The 17,198-nt window shown below is 62.1% G+C and carries 16 protein-coding genes and 1 pseudogene; 10 read left to right on the top strand and 7 right to left on the bottom strand.

Annotated features, from left to right (window positions below):
- Positions 1-62: 62 nt before the first annotated feature.
- Positions 63-785: a dienelactone hydrolase family protein gene (locus tag HX792_RS12990; RefSeq protein WP_176996487.1), complete on the top strand. Its 723-nt coding sequence runs from the start codon at positions 63-65 to the stop codon at positions 783-785.
- 67 nt (positions 786-852) lie between these two features.
- Here the strand turns inward: HX792_RS12990 and HX792_RS12985 are convergent, their stop codons facing one another.
- Entirely contained in the window at positions 853-1,719 is an 867-nt protein-coding gene (locus tag HX792_RS12985; protein ID WP_176996486.1) for a pirin family protein, read from the bottom strand.
- A 65-nt stretch (positions 1,720-1,784) separates the two neighbouring features.
- A complete protein-coding gene (locus HX792_RS12980; protein WP_176996485.1) occupies positions 1,785-2,201 on the bottom strand; it encodes an OsmC family protein in 417 nt (138 codons plus the stop codon).
- A gap of 160 nt (positions 2,202-2,361) precedes the next feature.
- Between HX792_RS12980 and HX792_RS30620 the strand changes: the two are divergent.
- Both HX792_RS30620 and HX792_RS30615 read left to right on the top strand, forming a co-directional pair.
- A pseudogene (locus tag HX792_RS30620) lies at positions 2,362-3,180 on the top strand (MCP four helix bundle domain-containing protein); the annotation flags it as partial.
- Positions 3,172-4,035 carry a methyl-accepting chemotaxis protein gene (locus HX792_RS30615; protein ID WP_371319353.1) on the top strand — a complete coding sequence of 288 codons (864 nt, stop codon included), beginning with the start codon at positions 3,172-3,174 and terminating at the stop codon, positions 4,033-4,035. The pseudogene HX792_RS30620 and the gene HX792_RS30615, both read left to right, overlap by 9 nt.
- 186 nt (positions 4,036-4,221) lie before the next feature.
- Here HX792_RS30615 and fabB read toward each other — a convergent pair whose 3' ends face one another.
- The 5 genes from fabB to HX792_RS12950 all read right to left on the bottom strand — a co-directional run bounded on the left by fabB (position 4,222) and on the right by HX792_RS12950 (position 11,167).
- The gene (gene fabB / locus HX792_RS12970; RefSeq protein WP_176996483.1) at positions 4,222-5,442 is read right to left on the bottom strand and encodes a beta-ketoacyl-ACP synthase I; all 1,221 of its coding nucleotides are present in this window, start codon (positions 5,440-5,442) and stop codon (positions 4,222-4,224) included.
- Positions 5,443-5,453: 11 nt separating this feature from the next.
- Positions 5,454-5,969 carry a 3-hydroxyacyl-[acyl-carrier-protein] dehydratase FabA gene (fabA, locus tag HX792_RS12965; RefSeq protein WP_003190035.1) on the bottom strand — a complete coding sequence of 172 codons (516 nt, stop codon included), beginning with the start codon at positions 5,967-5,969 and terminating at the stop codon, positions 5,454-5,456.
- 248 nt (positions 5,970-6,217) lie between these two features.
- Positions 6,218-8,119, bottom strand: coding sequence for an ATP-binding protein (locus HX792_RS12960; protein WP_176996482.1), 1,902 nt, complete (start codon positions 8,117-8,119; stop codon positions 6,218-6,220).
- Positions 8,116-9,045 (bottom strand): ABC transporter substrate-binding protein, encoded by a 930-nt coding sequence (locus tag HX792_RS12955; RefSeq protein ID WP_176996481.1) that lies wholly within the window; start codon positions 9,043-9,045, stop codon positions 8,116-8,118. The genes HX792_RS12960 and HX792_RS12955 overlap by 4 nt, the downstream gene beginning before the upstream one ends.
- Before the next feature lies 1 nt (position 9,046).
- Positions 9,047-11,167 (bottom strand): TonB-dependent receptor plug domain-containing protein, encoded by a 2,121-nt coding sequence (locus HX792_RS12950; protein ID WP_371319351.1) that lies wholly within the window; start codon positions 11,165-11,167, stop codon positions 9,047-9,049.
- 195 nt (positions 11,168-11,362) lie between these two features.
- Here HX792_RS12950 and HX792_RS12945 point away from each other — a divergent pair, with 195 nt between their 5' ends.
- The 7 genes from HX792_RS12945 to HX792_RS12915 all read left to right on the top strand — a co-directional run bounded on the left by HX792_RS12945 (position 11,363) and on the right by HX792_RS12915 (position 17,159).
- Entirely contained in the window at positions 11,363-12,388 is a 1,026-nt protein-coding gene (locus HX792_RS12945; RefSeq protein ID WP_176996479.1) for an NAD(P)H-dependent glycerol-3-phosphate dehydrogenase, read from the top strand.
- A gap of 10 nt (positions 12,389-12,398) precedes the next feature.
- Entirely contained in the window at positions 12,399-12,746 is a 348-nt protein-coding gene (locus HX792_RS12940; RefSeq protein ID WP_176996478.1) for a DUF4389 domain-containing protein, read from the top strand.
- Positions 12,743-13,192, top strand: coding sequence for a phosphohistidine phosphatase SixA (sixA, locus tag HX792_RS12935; RefSeq protein WP_176996477.1), 450 nt, complete (start codon positions 12,743-12,745; stop codon positions 13,190-13,192). Before HX792_RS12940 ends, sixA begins: the two co-directional genes overlap by 4 nt.
- 85 nt (positions 13,193-13,277) lie before the next feature.
- Positions 13,278-14,933: an AMP-binding protein gene (locus tag HX792_RS12930; protein WP_176996476.1), complete on the top strand. Its 1,656-nt coding sequence runs from the start codon at positions 13,278-13,280 to the stop codon at positions 14,931-14,933.
- A gap of 30 nt (positions 14,934-14,963) precedes the next feature.
- Entirely contained in the window at positions 14,964-15,407 is a 444-nt protein-coding gene (locus HX792_RS12925) for a hotdog fold thioesterase (RefSeq protein WP_176996475.1), read from the top strand.
- Between the two features lie 97 nt (positions 15,408-15,504).
- Positions 15,505-16,308 (top strand): alpha/beta fold hydrolase, encoded by an 804-nt coding sequence (locus HX792_RS12920; protein ID WP_176996474.1) that lies wholly within the window; start codon positions 15,505-15,507, stop codon positions 16,306-16,308.
- Positions 16,305-17,159, top strand: coding sequence for an alpha/beta hydrolase (locus HX792_RS12915; RefSeq protein WP_176996473.1), 855 nt, complete (start codon positions 16,305-16,307; stop codon positions 17,157-17,159). The genes HX792_RS12920 and HX792_RS12915 overlap by 4 nt, the downstream gene beginning before the upstream one ends.
- Positions 17,160-17,198 lie beyond the last annotated feature (39 nt).

Genomic DNA, 17,198 nt, shown 5'->3' with positions numbered 1-17,198 from the left:
GTTGTAGAAAAACCCGCTTCGGCGGGTTTTTTCGTTCTAGTGCACCTCAACTGGAGTAAATGATGAGCCAAGTCACTGTACGTTCCGTGGTCTATCAGATTGATGGCCAGTCTTATGAAAGCCGTCTGGCGTTCGATGCCAGCCACAAAGGGGCGCTGCCAGGCCTGTTGATGGCGCCGAACTGGATGGGTGTGAGTGCAGGTGCTGAAGAGATCGCCAAGAGCGTGGCCAGCAAGGGCTACGTGGTGCTGATCGCCGACCTGTACGGGCAGACCGTGCGTCCGTCGAATGGCGATGAAGCCGGCGCGGCGATGATGCCGTTGAAGAACGACAACCCGAAGTTGCTCAAACTGATGCAGGCAGCGTTTGAACAACTGCAGGGCCAGGCTGAGGTGGACACCTCGAAACTGGCGACTTTCGGCTTCTGCTTTGGCGGTTTCTGCTCGCTGGAACTGGCGCGTACCGGTGCACCCTTGAAGGCGGCCGTATCGTTCCACGGCACCATCGACACCCAGAACCCGGACGGCGCGAAACACGTCAAGGGCTCGGTGCTGGTGCTGCACGGCGCTTCCGACCCACTGGTGCCGAAAGAGCAACTGCCGAAGTTCGAGGAAGAAATGAACGCGGCCGGTGTGGACTGGCAACTGCTGAGTTACGGCGGTGCGGTGCATTCCTTCACCGACCCGCACGCCAACGTGCCGGGCAAGATGATGTACGACGCCAAGACCGCCAAGCGGGCGTTCACCTCGATGCACAATTTGCTGGATGAAGTGTTCAAGGCCTGATGGCCCCATCGCAGGCAAGCCAGCTCCCACATTTATTAACCTGTAGGAGCCGGCTTGCCGGCGATGACTATCTCACCGGCAACTCAATTCTCTCGGATTCACCCGGCACCGTCGGCCAATCCCCAGCCGCCCAGCGCTGCCTGGCCTGCTCGATCACCGCCGGATCACTCGCCACAAAATTCCAGTTGATTCGCCGTGGCCCATCCAGCGGCGCACCGCCAAACACCACCAGGTGGCAATCGCTTTCGGCAAACAGGGTCATTTCCCGGCCGGCCGGCAATACCACCAGGCTGTGCACCTCCAGCGCTTCACCGTCCAATTGCGCGTCGCCCTCCAGCACATACACCGCCCGCTCATCGTGCTCGTCCGGGATCAGCAAGGTGGTGGCCGTCTGCATCTGCACATCGGCGTACAACGTGGGCGAAAGCACCGGGACCGGTGATTTGAGGCAGAACCCACTGCCGGCGATCAGGCGGATCTGCACCCCCAGATTGTCGCTGACCGGCAAGCTCGCTGCCGGGTGATGGCTGTAATGCCCTGGGCCGGTTTCGTGGTCTTTGGGGGAGGCCAGCCACACTTGCAGGCCGTGCAGGCTGAAACCGCTGGCCTTGACCGCCTCGGGCGTACGCTCGACGTGGGCGATGGCACTGCCGGCGGTCATCCAGCTGACATCGCCGGCCTGCACCACTTGGTCCGAGCCCAGGCTGTCCTTGTGTTGCAACGTGCCTTCAAACAGGTAGGTGAGGGTCGATAGCCCGATATGCGGATGCTGGCGGATATTCATGCCGCTGCCCGGCGCGTAGCGGGTGAGCAGCATATGGTCAAAAAACACAAAGGGGCCAACGCTGCGGCATTCCCGCGAGGGCAGCGGGCGCAGGATCGGCTGGCCCTCGACATCTTCGGGGCGAGGGCGGATCACGGTGAGGGTGGTCATGGGGCGTCCCTGTCTGAGCGGGTTAGAGGCCTCTTGAGCATAACCCGCTCGATGCCAGGTTGCTGCTACTGGCTGAAGGCGCCTTCCGACAGCTTCGTCTCGATGCTGACTTCTGCAGTCGTCATCAGCTTGTGCACGGGGCAGCGGTCGGCCACGCGGTGCAGTTCGTCGCGCTGCTCATCAGTCAGCACGCCCTTGAGGGTGAGTTTAACGTTGAGTTTGTATTTGCCCTTTTGCTCTTCGCTGCTGTCATGGGTCACCTCGACGGTCACACCGGTCAGCGGGATGTCTTTTTTCTGCGCGTAGAGCTTCACCGTCAATGCCTTGCAGGAGGCCAGGGCGGCGTCGAAGTAATCATGGGGGGAGGGCGCCGAATCGTCGCCGCCCAGGCTCTTGGGCAGGTCGGTGAACAGCTCGTGGTTATTGATGTTCACGCTGTGGCGGAAGTTGTCGTGGTTCAGGGTATTGACGGTAACAGGCATGGTGAACCTCACAGGGCGGCAGGAGAAAGGGTCATGAAGGTATAGAGCATGCTGGCACTGTGGTGTTCCGTATTTATCCATCCAATGCCGTCGCGATTGTGCTGCGTATTGATATCGCGTTTTGGTCTTACGCAAAAAAGGACAAGGGCCGATACCTTTCATGAGACCTGCTGCAGGTGGATGCAGCGCATTTGGAAGGAATCCAGGCATGAGTATCCGTAGTCTGAATATCGCCCCCCGCGCCGGTCTGGGCTTCGGCGTGCTGGCGTTGATGGTGTTCGCCTTGGGCGGTTTTGCCCTGTTGCAGATGGCCAATATGCGCCAGCAGTCGGACCAGGTGGAAAACAACTGGCTGCCCAGCGTGATGGCGGTGGGGGAGATGAGCCAGGACCTGCTGCGGGTGCGCGCGCTGACCCTGCGCTTGCTGGTCAATCGCGACCCGCAGGCACTGGCACAGAATGAACAGAAGCTGGTCGACCTCAAAAGTGGCTTGCACCACGCCCAAACCCTCTATGAAGCGCTGATCGTGCTGCCTGAAGAGCACGCGCTGTTTGATCGCTTCAAGGCCCAGGAGCAGCAATACCTGCAGCGCCAGGAGCAGGTCATGGGGTTTTCCAAGGCCAATCAGTTGGAAGACGCGATCAAAGTGGTCAACGGTGAGATGAACCAGTTGGCCGATGAAATGGCCGGCACCTTGCACGACCTGGTCGAGTTGAACAAAACCAATGCCAACCATGCGGCAAACCTCGCGCAAAGCGTGTTCAGCCAGTCCCGTAGCTGGGTGGTCGGCATGATTGTGCTGACGGCGCTGATCACCATCGGCCTGGCGGTGTGGCTGACGCGCAGCATTGTGCTGCCGCTGGCCCAGTCGCTGAAAGTCGCCCAAGGCGTGGCCAGCGGCGACCTGACGGGCGAGATCAGCGTCACCGGCAAGGACGAGCCTGCGCGATTGCAGCAGGCGCTCAAGGGCATGCAGGAGAACCTGCGCGACACTATCCGGCGGATTGCCGAGTCCTCGAACCAATTGGCCTCGGCCTCTGAGGAGCTTAGTTGTGTGACCGAAGACGCTACCCGCGGGCTGCATCAGCAGAACCAGGAGATCGAGCAGGCCGCCACGGCGGTGAACCAGATGACAGCGGCGGTGGAGGAGGTGGCAAGCAATGCGGTGGCCACGTCCCAGGCGTCCCGCGAGTCAGACCGCATCGCCCAGCACGGGCGCGAGCAGGTGCACCAGACGGTGGTGTCGATCGAAGCCCTGGCTTCGGACGTAACGGCCAATGCCACGCAGGTGGAGGACCTGGCGCAGAAGGTCTATGGCATCAGCAAGGTGTTGGACGTGATTCGCTCGATTGCCGAGCAAACTAATTTGCTCGCACTGAATGCCGCCATCGAAGCTGCACGGGCCGGGGATGCCGGGCGCGGCTTTGCGGTAGTGGCCGACGAGGTACGCGCGTTGGCCCATCGCACCCAGCAATCGACCCAGGAAATCGAGGTGATGATCAGCGGGATCCAGCAGGGCACCGACCAGGCGGTCAATTCCATGCAACTGAGCAACAGCCGTGCACGCTCCACCCTGGATATCGCCAAATCGGCGGGCACGGCGCTGGAGGAAATTGCCTCGGCCTTTACCCTGATCAATGAGCGCAACCTGGTGATTGCCAGTGCCTCTGAGCAGCAGGCGGCAGTGGCGCGAGAGGTGGATCGCAATTTGATGAATATTCGCGATTTGGCGCACCAGACGTCCACCGGGGCGAACCAGACCAGTGCGGCGAGCCAGGAGCTGTCGCGGTTGGCGATGGATTTGAACACCATGGTGGCGCGCTTTTCGGTGTAGGGCGCAAGCTCTCGTTGGCCCAATCGCAGGCAAGCCAGCTCCCACAGTGACCGAGTACATCCTGAAGGATTGCGGTCACTGTGGGAGCTGGCTTGCCTGCGATGCAGACGACTCGGTCCTGAATTGATTGCCCATAAAAAAGCCCCGAACCAGTCGGGGCTTTTTCATTCAATCAAGCTGCAGGCCTTACTTGCCCTGCCAGCGTTTCAGCACCAGGGTGGCGTTAGTGCCACCGAAGCCGAAGCTGTTGCTCATCACGGTGTCGATTTTTGCGTTCTCGACGGTCTTGGTCAGGATCGGCATATCAGCCACAACCGGATCAATTTCGTCGATGTTGGCCGAACCGGCAATGAAATTGCCTTCCATCATCAGCAGGCAGTAGATCGCTTCGTGAACGCCAGCGGCGCCCAGGGAGTGACCCGACAGGCTCTTGGTGGAGCTGATGGCCGGCGCCTTGTCGCCGAATACCGCACGCACGCCTTCCATTTCCTTGGCGTCGCCGACCGGAGTCGAAGTGCCGTGGGTGTTCAGGTAGTCGATTGGGGTATCCACGGTGGACATTGCCATCTGCATGCAACGGATGGCGCCTTCACCGCTTGGGGCAACCATGTCATAGCCGTCGGAAGTCGCGCCGTAGCCGACGATTTCCGCGTAGATCTTGGCACCACGGGCCAGAGCGTGTTCCAGCTCCTCGACCACTACCATGCCGCCACCGCCGGCGATGACAAAACCGTCACGCTTGGCGTCGTAGGCGCGGGAGGCCTTTTCCGGGGTTTCGTTGTACTGGGTGGACAGGGCGCCCATGGCGTCGAACAGGAACGACTGGCTCCAATGTTCTTCTTCACCGCCGCCGGCGAACACGATGTCCTGCTTGCCCAGTTGGATCTGCTCAACCGCAGTACCGATGCAGTGAGCACTGGTGGCGCACGCGGAGGAGATCGAGTAGTTCACGCCCTTGATTGCAAACGGCGTGGCCAGGCAGGCCGAAACGGTGCTGCCCATGGTCCGCGTAACACGATACGGGCCAACGCGCTTCACGCCTTTTTCGCGCAGGATGTCCAGCGCTTCCATCTGGTTCAGGGTCGATGCGCCGCCGGAGCCGGCGATCAGGCCGGTGCGTACGTTCGATACCTGGTCTTCGCTCAGGCCGGAGTCGGCGATCGCGTCTTTCATGGCCAGGTAGGCATAGGCGGCAGCGTGGCCGACGAAGCGGTAGATCTTGCGATCAATCAGTTCTTCGAGGGGCAGGTCGATGGAGCCGGAAACCTGGCTACGCAGACCCATTTCGGCATATTCCGGGTTGAAGCGGATGCCAGGGCGACTTGCACGCAGGTTAGCGGTGACGGTCTCTTTGTCATTGCCCAGGCAAGAAACGATGCCCAGACCAGTGATAACGACGCGGCGCATGCGGATAACCCTTAAAAGTTGTCAGTGGAAGTGAATACGCCGACCCGAAGGCCTTCGGCAGTATAGATCTCGCGACCGTCGACAGTCACCGAACCGTCGGCGATGGCCAGGTTCAGCTTGCCCTTGAGGACGCGCTTGATTTGAATGTTGTAAGTGACTTTCTTGGCGCTTGGCAGTACCTGGCCAAAGAACTTCACTTCGCCCGAACCCAGGGCGCGACCGCGGCCCGGCAGGCCTTGCCAGCCCAGGTAGAAACCGACCAGTTGCCACATGGCGTCGAGGCCCAGGCAGCCTGGCATCACAGGGTCACCTTCGAAGTGGCAGGCGAAGAACCAGAGGTCCGGGGTGATATCCAGCTCGGCGACCAATTCACCTTTGCCGTACTTGCCACCCTCTTCGCTGATATGGGTGATGCGATCCACCATCAGCATGTTCGGGGCGGGCAGTTGCGCGTTACCTGGGCCGAACAGCTCACCGCGACTGCAGCGCAGCAGGTCTTCCCGAGTAAAGGCGTTTTGTTTGGTCATGCGAGCTCCTCAATAATCCCATGCGGCAGGGTAGGGCAAATCTTCCCGAACCGACTGAAGCGTTACGCCTCATACCGGCAGCCTACACATAGACTATTGCGTTGTAGTGAAAGTCACAGCGTCAAGGCACTGAATGTACACTTGTTCACTGAAATTTTAAACCGGGCCTGTTTATCGGCCCGTTCGGGTGCCTAAGACTGCCGCACTTTCGTCTTTGATGCCAGTCGGAGTTGGCTGATGGCGCGGCGCTATTGCACCCAGCGCTGCAGGATTTGCTGCAAATCCGTGCGTTTGAACGGCTTGGCCAGGTAATCGTTCATTCCGGCTGCCAGGCAGGCTTCGCGGTCGCCCTGCAAGGCGTTGGCCGTCAGGGCAATAATCGGCAGGTCGGCGCAGCCCGGCAGTTGACGGATCTGCCGGGTGGCTTCGTAACCGTCGATCAGCGGCAAGCGGCAGTCCATCAGGATGGCCGTGAAAATCAGGCTCTCGGCGCTGCGGATCGCCTCGGCACCGTCGGTGGCCAGGCTCACTTCAAAGCCCAGGCTGCGCAGCATGGCCTCGACCACGGTGCGATTGACCGGGTTGTCCTCCACCAGCAACACATGCCGACCCTCCCCGGCACTGCCTTTACCGCTGGCGTCCAGGGTGATGGCGGGCAAGCTGTGCTGGTCGATGGCCAGTGGGATTTCCAGTGTAAACACCGAGCCCCGGCCTTCTTCGCTCTGGGCGCGCAGCGTGCCGCCCATGCGTTCGGCCAGTGTGCGGGCGATTGGTAATCCCAGGCCGGTGCCGCCGTAACGTCTTGAAATGGAACTGTCAGCCTGCTGGAATGCGTCGAACATCAGCTCCAGGCGTTCCGCGGAAATCCCGATGCCGCTGTCGCGCACGGTGCAGGTGAACCACACCAACTCGTGGTCCAGGGTCTGCCACTGGGGTTCGACCGTGACGGTGCCGTGCTCGGTGAACTTCAGCGCGTTGCCGATCAGGTTCACCAGGATCTGGCGGATGCGCGTCGGGTCGCCCTGCACGCGCAACGAGGCCATACCTGCCGGAATCGGCAGTTCCAGGGCTAGCCCGCGCTGTTGGGCACTGTGCTGGAACGCCTGAGCGCAGCTGCTGATCAGCTCGGCGAGGTTGAACGGGATATGTTCCAGCTCCAGCGCGGCGCGCTCGATACGGGAGAAGTCGAGGATGTCGTTGATGACTTTGAGCAGGTGTTCGGTGGACTCGGAGGCCAGCGCCGCGTATTCGGTCTGCTCCTCGGTCATCTCGGTGGTTTCCAGCAGCTGCAACATGCCCAGCACGCCGTTCATCGGCGTGCGCAGTTCGTGGCTCATCATCGCCAGGAAGTCCGACTTGGCATTGTTCGCCCGTTCTGCTTCTTCGCGGGTCTGGATCAGTTGCGCCATGGCCTGCTGCTGTTCGCGGCTGGCCTGGTTGAGGCCCTCGGCCAGGTTGTTGATATGCCGCGACAGGTCGCCCAGTTCGGAGTCATCCACAATCGGCAGGGGCGTCTGATAATCCCCTTGCTGGATCGCCTTCACCGCGTGGCCCATGGCGCTGATCGGCTGCGACAGGCTGGCCGCCAGGCGCCGCGCGAGCAGGAAGGTAAACAGCAGGGCGAACAGCGCGAGGATGCCGGCCTTGAACAGGATCTCCTGCTGGCGCTGGCTGAAGGCATCGTTGGACATGCCGACGATCACGCGGCCCAGGTAGTCCGCGCGGGGCGCCTTGGGTTCGTTCAGGTTGTCTTGGAAGAAGTCATTGCCCAGTTGGATGTGTTGCAGGCGAATCGGCGCCTGGAAGACTTTGACCGACAACGAGCGGTCGTGTTTTTCCGACGGTTGTTCGACGTACACCAGGATGTTCTCGGTGCTGTCCTGGATTTCCAGGAAGCGCACATGGGGCGTGGCCAACGTGGCGCGCAACAGGCTGTCGAGCACATCATTGTTGCCGGAAATCACCCCGTACTCGGTGGCCGGTGCCAGTTGGTTGGCGATCAGTTGGCCGGTGTGATCCAGTTCCTGACGCAGGTCCTGGATACGCACGAAGGTAAAGAAGCTGATCAACAGCAACGTCAGCAACAGCGCCGGGCCCAGGGTAATGAGCTGGGTGCGGGTGTTGATGTCCCAACGACGACGCAAGGTCATGGGCGTTTTTCTCCTTCGGCCAAGCGGGCGGCGACGGCGACTTCATCCACCTGTTCGATACCCAGTGAGCGCGCGACTTGCGGGTTGCCCACGACTTTGAAGTGTTCCGGGTACAAGGTGCGCGGCCAGTTGGCGGGCGGGTGGTCCAGCAGGCGGTCGAGCACAGCCAGCCAATCGGTCTGGTCGCTGTAGGTGCTGGCCAGGCTGCCGGCCCGCACAAACCCTGCGTTGGGCCCTATCAGCGGCAATTGCTGGGCGTAGCTGCTGAGCAACAAATTCTTCGCGGTTTTCGGGTTGTACAGCTGTGGGTCATCGAGGCCTAGCAGCACGTCGCTGTTTTTGAACAGGGTTTGCAACGGCCGACTGTCGCTGATGTTGTCCCAGCGCTGCGGCACGATTTCCAACCCTTTGGGCGTCGCGTACTGGCGCAGTTCCGGCAGCAGGAACTCACTGTCGGCGCCGTAGAGCACGCCGATGCGCCGTGCCTGAGGCAGGATGCTGGCGATCAGGTTCAACTGGCGCTCCAGCGGAGGGTCGCTCCACAGCAGGCTGATTTTGGCCGGGTGGGCGGTGCCCAAGCGTTGTCGGGCTTGCAGGCGGCTGATGCGCAGCACCAGGGTCGGCGGGCCCTGGGTGTCTTGCAGGCGCCAGTCGAGGCCGGGCAAGTCCAGCAGGATCAGGCGTGTGTTGGAGGGCAGCTGGTTCGGCGCAGGCAGGTCCTTGAGCGCCGTGAACGTGACGTGGTCTTCGGGGCGCTGCTGGGCGAGCGCCTGGGCAAATGCCTGGACCCCAGCACTGTCTTCGGCGGCGGTCAGCAGGATGTCGGCGCTCCAGGCCGGCGCGGTCAACAGCAGGCACGCCAGCAGCAGGCCGCGTCGCCACAGGCGTGAAACAAAGAGGAGGGTCATCCGTGACTGATCGCCCATGTCAGAACTCTAACTCCGCGCTGAAATAGAGCACATGGCGATGGTCGTAATTGTTGTCGGCCCAGGTGGTGGGCTGGTTATCGAGGCGTTCTTGCAACATGCCGGCCAGCTCCACGTTGGCTTTGCCCAGGGCTATGCGCTTGGCCACCCGCAGGTCGACCCGTTCGAAGCGATATTGATTGAGTGCGTCGTCGCCATAGTAGAACAGCGCGCTGGACCAGCCGTGGCCCCATTCACGCAGCCAACCGGCCGAGCCACTGTTACGCGCTGTCTGCAGCTTGTCCAGTGGGTTGCTGGCGGTGGTGTCGACGTAAGCATAGGTCAGGCGCAGGCGGTCGGCGTTGCTCATGCGCCAGTCGAACTGGGTTTCGGCGCCGGTAAAGCGTGAGCTGTTGGCGTTGCTGGCAATGTACTGGTTGTTGCGCAGGGGCGAGCTGATCATGTCGGTGATTTCGTCATAGAACAGCTTCACGTCCACATTCAGCCCGAGGTCGGCAAAGAATCCGTTGTAGCCCAGTTCCCGCGAGCGCATCAGTTCTTTGTCGAGGTTGCCCGGGCCGCGGGTCACCACGAAGTACTGGCCGGAGTTCTGCCCGTAGGCCGGCGAACTGAGGTTGGTGACGCGGTAGCTCCAGTTGACGTTGTTCTCGAACATGTCCGGCGAGCGGATCGCTTCGGAATACACCGCGCGCAGGCCGTGGCGCGGGTTGATCAAATAGTTGACCGCCACCCGCGGCGTCAGCGAGTTGCCGCTCAAGTGGGTGTCTTCGTACATCGCGCCGCCTTGCAGCAGCCAGTGTTCGCTGGCCCGCCATTCCAGGTGGCCGAACAGGCGCCATGTGGTGTCGTCGAGGGTGCCATTGAAGTAGGTGTCGGAGTCGGCGCGGTCGTAGCGGTAATTCATGCCGCTGACCAGGCGCAGGCTGTCGGACAGGCTGAGGGTGTCCTGCACCTCGATGTCGTAGCGGCTTTCGCGGGTGCTCTGGTCGATGTCACCGCACACGCTCTGGCTGGCGCCATTGCGCCACTGGTCCAGCACCTGATTGGCCAGGGCCTGCTCGGCGGCACTGCCCGGTGGTGCGGAGCCCTGGCTGTAGGTGTCCATGTGCCGGGCCAATTGTTCGGCGTAGTTGGGATTGAGCTGCCACAGGCGGGTCAGCTCCGGGCTGAAGGACACCTTGGCGTCGCAGGCTTTCCACACCTGTTGGCGATCCCACTGCTGCGCCGAGCCCTGGATATACAGGCTGTGCTCCGGGTTGAAGTCGAAATTCCAGCGCAGGGAACCGGCGTAGTCCTTGGCGGTAACGTCAGAATTGGTACCGCCTTCGGTAATCCCGGCGAAGACCGGTGTGTAGGTGTAGGGGCGCTGGTTGGTGCCTTCCTTAGCGTCCAGTTGCCAGTCGATGCTCTGCTGCGCGTTCAGCGTCTGGCTCACTGCCAGGCTGAAGCGGCTGAGGCGACGGCTGTCACGGCGGTCGGCGCCGGTGGCATCGCTGTCAAAACCATCGTCCTGCTGGCCCGACAGGGACAGGCGCAAATCACCGGTTTCCCAGCCCACCCCCTGGCTGGCGTAGAAGTCGTTGATCCCGCGTTCGCCACGGATGACCTTGACCCGCGTGCCCTGGCTGTTGGCCGGCGAACGCGTGAGGATGTTGACCACCGCCATCAACGCATTGGCGCCATAGCTGACGGTGTTGGGGCCACGGAACACTTCGATGCGCTCGATATCCTCCATGGCCACCGGGATATCGCTCCAGTCCACGGTTGCCAAACCGGCGCGGTACACCGAGCGCCCGTCGATCAGCACCTGCATGCGTCGGGCATCGCTGGCGCTGGTGCCGTGGTAGTTCACCGCCGCTTGGTTGCCGGTGGTGTAGCCGACCATCATCCCCGGCACCAGGCGCAGCAGTTCGCTGATATCCCGTGCGCCGCTGGCCTTGATCAGCTCGCTGTCGATCACGGTCATGCTGCCCGGCACGGCGGCGGCCGATTGTTTCAGGCGGGTGGCGGTCAGCACTTGCGGCAGTGGCTGGCTGTCCAGGAACAGGTCATCAGCCAGCGCAGGTGCACTGCACAACAGCATCAACAACACAGATGAGCGGGGAGGAGGGCCCAAATACACGGCACGGCCTTGATAATTACGGATAGCCGCCCATGTTAACTGAGGCGGGGCCTTTTGCCAGTCGCCGCCCTTGCATTTACTTCACACAGGCATGGCATTTTCCGACAAGCGCGTGAATTGACACGGGGGCTGGCCGCAAGCGGGTCGCCCCGTATAATGCCGCCATCGCCACTGGTATGGATTAACGGATTGCATATGACTGAACAGCGCCCTATTGCGGTCCTGGGAGGCGGAAGTTTTGGTACCGCCGTGGCTAACCTGCTGGCTGAGAACGGCCACGCGGTGCGCCAGTGGATGCGCGATCCCGAGCAGGCCGAGGCCATTCGCGTGCACCGGGAAAACCCCCGTTACCTTAAAGGCATCAAGGTGCACCCGGCCGTCGAGCCGGTTACCGACTTGCTCGAAACCCTCACCGCCTGCGACCTGTGCTTTGTCGCGCTGCCGTCCAGCGCCCTGCGCTCGGTGCTCGCGCCCCATGCCGAACGCCTGGCGGGCAAGCTGCTGGTCAGCCTGACCAAGGGCATCGAGGCGCAGACCTTCAAGTTGATGAGCGAGATCCTCGAAGAGATCGCCCCCAAGGCGCGTATCGGCGTGCTGTCCGGGCCGAACCTGGCGCGGGAAGTGGCCGAACACGCGCTCACCGCCACGGTCATCGCCAGTGAAGACGAGGCCCTGTGCGAGCGCGTCCAGGCCGTGTTGCATGGCCGCACCTTTCGCGTCTACGCCAGCGGCGACCGCTTTGGCGTCGAGCTGGGTGGTGCGCTGAAAAACGTCTACGCAATCATTGCTGGCATGGCCGTCGCCCTCGGCATGGGCGAAAACACCAAGAGCATGCTGATCACCCGCGCCCTGGCCGAGATGACGCGCTTTGCGGTGAACCAGGGCGCCAACCCGATGACCTTCCTGGGTTTGGCCGGCGTGGGCGACTTGATCGTGACCTGCTCGTCGCCCAAGAGCCGTAACTACCAAGTCGGTTTTGCGCTCGGCCAGGGATTGAGCCTGGAAGACGCGGTGACGCGCCTGGGCGAAGTGGCTGAAGGGGTCAACACGCTCAAGGTCTTGAAGGCCAAAGCCCAGGAAGTTGGGGTGTACATGCCGCTGGTCGCCGGGTTGCACGCGATCCTGTTTGAAGGGCGCACCTTGAACCAGGTCATCGAGCTGCTGATGCGCGCTGAGCCGAAAACCGATGTCGACTTTATTTCCACCAGTGGTTTCAACTGAGGAACGCGCCATGAACGACCCGAAAGACGCCCCTAAATACGAGTCCATCCTGCTGCGCATTCTGTGGATGCTGGTGTTTGCCCTGGTGTGGCAAGTCGCGCAGTTTCTGCTGGGTGCGCTGGTGGTGGTGCAACTGATTTATCGCCTGGTCTACAGCGCGCCGAACCTTGGCTTGATGAATTTTGGCGACAGCCTCAGCCAGTTTCTCGCGCAGATCGGCCGTTTCGGCAGCTTCCATACCGAGCAAAAACCATGGCCGTTCGCCGATTGGCCGACCCCACGCGCACCCGAAGGCGAAGCCGCGCACAGCGTGCCGCCTGCGCCGCACCCGGCCCGCGATGAAGAGCCAAAACTGTGAAACTGTGGATTTTGCGTCACGGTGAGGCCGAAGGGCACGCCCGCACCGACGCCGAACGCAACCTCACCGAGCATGGCCGTGGCGAAGTCTTGCGCAGTGCTGCGCACCTGATCGGCCAGCCCATCGCCGCCATCATCGCCAGCCCGTATGTGCGGGCGCAGCAGACCGCGCACCTGGTGCGCGATGCGTTGGGGTTCGAGCCGCAGATCCGCACGGTGCCGTGGCTGACCCCCGAAGGCAACCCGTTGCAGGTGCTGGAAAAACTCGACACCGATGACAATGTGCTGCTGGTCAGCCACCAGCCTTTGGTGGGTAGCCTGATCAGCTTTTTGCAGCATGGCCACCAGCGCCAACCGCAACCGATGCACACCGCCAGCCTGGCGGAATTGGAGGGTGACTTCCCGCTGGCGGGGCTGATGAGCCTGGTCAGTGTGAAGAATCCGTAGGAACGATCGCGGCTTTTTGTGTGCTATATAGTCAACCAAGCAAGTGCTTGGTTGGCTATCATCGGAACACAAAGGAGCGCGTCCCATGCCTGTCGCTTTTCGTTTGCCGTTGCAGGTCTTCTTCGAACGTGAAGCGCGGCACCCGCGCAAAACCTTTCTTGTGCAGCCCGTTGGCGGCGGTGAGGTGCAAACCCTCACCTGGGAAGAGGTCGGCCAGCAAGCCCGTCGCGCCGCCCACTGGCTGCGCGCCCGAGAGCTGCCCCAGGGCTCGCACATCGCCCTGATTTCCAAAAACTGTGCGCACTGGATCATCGCCGACCTGGCGATCTGGATGGCCGGGCACGTCTCGGTGCCGCTGTACCCCAACCTCACCGCTGACTCGGTGGCCCATGTACTCACCCATTCCGAGGCGGCGCTGGCGCTGATCGGCAAACTCGACGATTGGCCCGCCATGGCGCCCGGCATTCCACACAGTGTGCCGACCATCAGCTTGCCGCTGTGCCCGGCTGGCACTTTCGATTTCACCTGGGCCGACTTGCAAAACTGTTCGCCCATCCAGGACAGCCCTGCACCTGACGCCTCCAGCCTCGCCACCCTCATCTATACCTCCGGCACCACGGGCTTGCCCAAAGGCGTGATGCAGACCTTCGGTGCACTGGGTTTTGCCGCCACGCGCGGCACCGAATTGTTCGGCCTGGGGGAGGACGACCGGCTGTTGTCCTACCTGCCGTTGTGCCATGTGGCAGAGCGGATGTTTGTGGAAATGGCGGCGATTTATACCGGGCAAACCGTGTTTTTCGCCGAAAGCCTCGACACCTTCCTGGCCGACCTGCGCCGGGCGCGCCCGACCGCGTTGTTCGGCGTGCCGCGCATCTGGACCAAGTTCCAGATGGGTGTTTATGCCAAGGTCCCGGAAAAACGCCTGGAAACCCTGCTGCGCCTGCCTTTTATCGGCAAGCGCATCGGCCATAAGGTGCTGGCGGGCCTGGGGCTGGATGCGTTGCGCATTGCCTTGTCCGGTGCCGCGCCCGTGCCCGAGGCGTTGCTGCGCTGGTATCAGCGTCTAGGGTTGGACGTGCTGGAGGTGTACGGCATGACCGAAGCCTGCGGTTATTCCCATGTGTCCCGACCGGGCCAGCAGAAGCTCGGCTGGATCGGCCAGCCATGCCCCGGCGTTGAAGTGCGTATCGACCCGTCGGGCGAAGTGCAGGTGCGCAGCGGCGCGACGATGCTGGGGTACTTCAAGGACCCACAGAAAACCGCCGAGACCCTCACCGATGACGGCTACCTGCGCACCGGCGACAAAGGCGAGCAGGACGCTGAAGGCCGCCTGCGCCTCACCGGGCGCCTCAAGGAAATCTTCAAGACCAGCAAGGGCAAGTACGTGGCCCCGGCGCCGATTGAAAACCGCCTGGCCGAGCACGCACGTATCGAACAAGTGTGCGTGGTGGGGGATGGCCTGATTGCCCCGATGGGGTTGTGCGTGCTGTCGGCCGTTGGCCAGGCGGAGAATCGCGAGGCGCTGCAGGGAAGCCTTGAGCGCTGGCTGGAACAGGTCAATCAGACGTTGGACAAGCATGAACGCCTGCAGCACCTGGTGGTGGTCAACGACAACTGGGCAGTGGAAAACGGCTTTATGACCCCGACGCTGAAGATCAAGCGCAGCGTGATCGAGGCGACTTACGGTGAACAATTACCGACTTGGAGCGAGCGTTCCGAAACCGTTCTGTGGCAGGATTAGGGCCATCATAAAACCAAAAAGGATTGACCCATGAGTTTGTGGCGCACCCAACCCAACATCGAACAACTCAATGCCATCCAGAAAAACACCATCGGTGAATTGTTGGATATCCGTTTTGAAAGTTTTGATGAAGAGTCCCTGACCGCCAGCATGGTGGTCGATCACCGTACCCACCAGCCCTATGGTCTGCTGCACGGCGGCGCCTCGGTGGTGCTGGCTGAAAGCGTCGGCTCCATGGCGGCCTACCTGTGCATCGACCCGAAAAAATTCTATTGCGTGGGCCTGGAGGTCAATGCCAACCACCTGCGTGGTGTGCGCAGCGGGCGGGTGACGGCGGTGGCGCGGGCGATCCATATCGGTCGGACGACCCAGGTCTGGGACATCCGCCTGACCAGCGATGAGGGCAAGGCCAGCTGCGTTTCGCGCCTGACCATGGCCGTAGTGCCGCTGGGCGAGCAACCGCCGGCACGATAGGCATGGCGTGAGTGTCATCATTCCTGGCAGTTACAGTCATTGCTGTGCTGCCCGGGGCTGGTGACAATTCAGTTCTGTTTTTGTAGATGGATCCCGTATGTCGCAGCACGTGTTTTTTGCCCACGCCAATGGTTTCCCTTCGGCCACCTACGGCAAGTTGTTTGCCGCCCTGGCCCCGGAATACGCGGTGGCTCACTTGCCGCAGCACGGTCACGATCCCAGGTTCCCGGTGGACGATAACTGGCAGAACCTGGTGGACGAACTGATCCACCACCTGGAGTTGCAACCTGAACCCGTGTGGGGCGTGGGCCATTCCCTGGGCGGCGTGTTGCATTTGCACGCGGCCATGCGTTGCCCGCAGTTGTATCGCGGCGTGGTGATGCTGGATTCGCCGGTGCTGACCCGGGCCGATCGCTGGGTGATCCGCGCCGCCAAGCGCTTTGGGTTCATCGACCGACTTACGCCGGCTGGACGTACCTTGGGCCGTCGTGAAGAGTTCACTGACCTGGCCTCCGCGCGCAGCTATTTCGCCGGTAAAACCCTGTTTCGCGGGTTCGACCCCGAATGCTTCGACGCGTACCTGCAACATGGCTTGCAACAGGTCGGTGATCGCCTGCGCCTGCGTTTCGACCCGGCCACTGAAATCAGCATCTACCGCGGCGTGCCTCACACCAGCCCCGGCCAGGTGCGCCAATTGAAGGTGCCGCTGGCGGTGGTGCGCGGTCGCCAGAGCCGAGTGGTGATGCGCCACCATGCCAGCGGCGTCGACCGCCTGCCCATGGGCGAGATGCTCACCATGCCCGGTGGCCACATGTTCCCGCTTGAGCGTCCACAGGACACCGCCACCTTGATCAAAAACCTGTTCTCCCGCTGGGACGCCCGTGAGCGTAGTTGCGCATGAGCACGCCGGTCGAGGAAGTCCGCTTGAGCCTGCCGCATATCGAGCTGGCGGCACACTTGTTTGGTCCCGAAGACGGTTTGCCGGTTATCGCCCTGCATGGCTGGCTGGACAACGCCAACAGCTTTGCGCGCCTGGCGCCCAAGTTGGCCGGCTTGCGCATTGTCGCCCTGGACATGGCCGGCCACGGGCATTCGGCGCATCGTCCCATCGGGGCAGGTTATGCGTTGTGGGATTACGTCCACGATGTGCTGCAAGTGGCCGAACAACTGGGCTGGAAACGTTTTGCATTACTTGGCCACTCCCTCGGTGCCATCGTTTCCCTGGTGCTGGCCGGTGCCTTGCCGGAACGGGTGACGCACCTGGGATTGATCGACGGCGTGATCCCGCCGACCGCCAGTGGCGAGAACGCCGCCGAGCGCTTGGGCATGGCCTTGCAGGCGCAGTTGAGCCTGCAGGACAAACGAAAGCCGGTGTACGGCAGCCTCGATCGCGCCGTGGAAGCGCGCATGAAAGGGGTGGTGGCGGTCAGTCGCGAAGCCGCCGAACTGCTGGCCCAGCGCGGTTTGATGCCGGTGCCGGGGGGATACACCTGGCGTTCCGATAGCCGATTGACCTTGGCCTCGCCGATGCGTCTGACGGATGAACAGGCGATGGCTTTCGTGCGGCGCGTCGGTTGCCCCACGCAGTTGGTGGTCGCCGCCGACGGCATGTTGGCGAAACATCCCGAATTGCTTTCTCAGCTACCCTTCACCGTGACCACGCTGCCGGGCGGCCATCATTTGCACCTGAATGACGAGCCCGGCGCGATCCTTGTTGCAGACTGTTTCAATCGGTTCTTCTCCACGCCTTGACTTGGCGGGGTCAACTGCCGAGGCTGGGCGGATTGAAAG

The organism is Pseudomonas sp. B6002, from assembly GCF_013385985.1.
Taxonomy (GTDB): domain Bacteria; phylum Pseudomonadota; class Gammaproteobacteria; order Pseudomonadales; family Pseudomonadaceae; genus Aquipseudomonas.
Note: the sequence above shows the minus strand (reverse complement) of the source record. Positions and strands in the feature narration are given on the sequence as shown.